Here is a 1,002-nt window from a genome sequence, read left to right as displayed (position 1 = left end):
AGCCTCGTTCCAGGAACAGGTGCAGGCCGTCCCTTCCCTTGATCTAGCTGCTGTGGTCGAAGCAGCCAGGCCAGCCTTTGCCTCAGGCATTGCCTTCAGCGCCCAGCTGGTTGAAATCCGCGGCCGCAACAAGTTGCGGGTCACCGTGATGCACGCTGGCGGCGCTGAGGTCACCAGCGAGGAGTGGGCCGACGAGGTCGACGACTTGCTGCGGGCCGCCGGCTGGATGCTGGCCATGCTGCTGGGCATCCCTTTGGCCAAACAGGCTCGGCCTGTAGAGGTCGAGAAGAACAGGCTAGCTGAACTCGTAGACGTGGTTGCCGTTGACGATTCGGCTCAGGCCTCTCCTGCTCAGCCGCCGGAGCAGGATCCCGCTCCGGCGGCTGACCTCGATGTCGCCCTGGAGCCCCTGACGCCCAAGGAGATCGAGGCCACCCACCAGCGGATCCTCGCCCTGCCGCAGGCAGCGCGTCAGGAGCTGACCAAGGCGTTCCGTGAGCACTTTCAGGTGCCGCGCAATGCCCGCTCCATCGGTGATCGCATCACCCAGCACCAGCACGCCGCCTTCATCGATTGCTTCCTGGAAGAGTGCGAGGGGCACGGGCCTGATGGCGACAAGGAGCCGGCCGAGCCATGAGCACAAGCCATCGCCCCCGGCTGCCCCGTCGCTACGGCGAGCAGCCCCGCTCGGTGGCCGGCCGCCACTTCATCCAGACACAGGTGCGCACCGACGTCTACCTGCGGGTCCGCGAGGTGATGGAGCGCCACAACCTCTCGGCCAGCGGAGCAGTGCATCACCTGCTGCGCGAGCGCTTCAGCCTGCCGCCCCTTCCCCCGTTCGATCAACAGCCCATTCCCACCGATTCAACCCATGGCTAAGAGTTTGCTGAAAAACGAGCCCACGAGCCAGTTTTCCACAGGCATCAGTGGATTTCCGGCTCAAAAAGTCGGATCGGCGGCTATCAGAGCCGCAAACTGCCCGATTTCGGCATCGTTGGCCTC

General features: G+C 64.9%; 2 protein-coding genes. Both read left to right on the top strand.

The window, feature by feature from the left end:
* A partial coding sequence (locus VB777_RS00990) for a hypothetical protein (RefSeq protein WP_323246472.1) occupies nt 1-637 on the top strand: 637 nt, incomplete at its 5' end.
* Entirely contained in the window at nt 634-879 is a 246-nt protein-coding gene (locus tag VB777_RS00985; protein WP_323246470.1) for a hypothetical protein, read from the top strand. The genes VB777_RS00990 and VB777_RS00985, both read left to right, overlap by 4 nt.
* Nucleotides 880-1,002 lie beyond the last annotated feature (123 nt).

This window comes from Synechococcus sp. CCY9202 (genome assembly GCF_034931685.1).
In the GTDB taxonomy this organism is placed as follows: Bacteria; Cyanobacteriota; Cyanobacteriia; order PCC-6307; family Cyanobiaceae; genus CBW1002.
The sequence above is the reverse complement of the archived record's forward strand: the minus strand, read 5'-3'. Positions and strand labels throughout refer to the sequence as shown.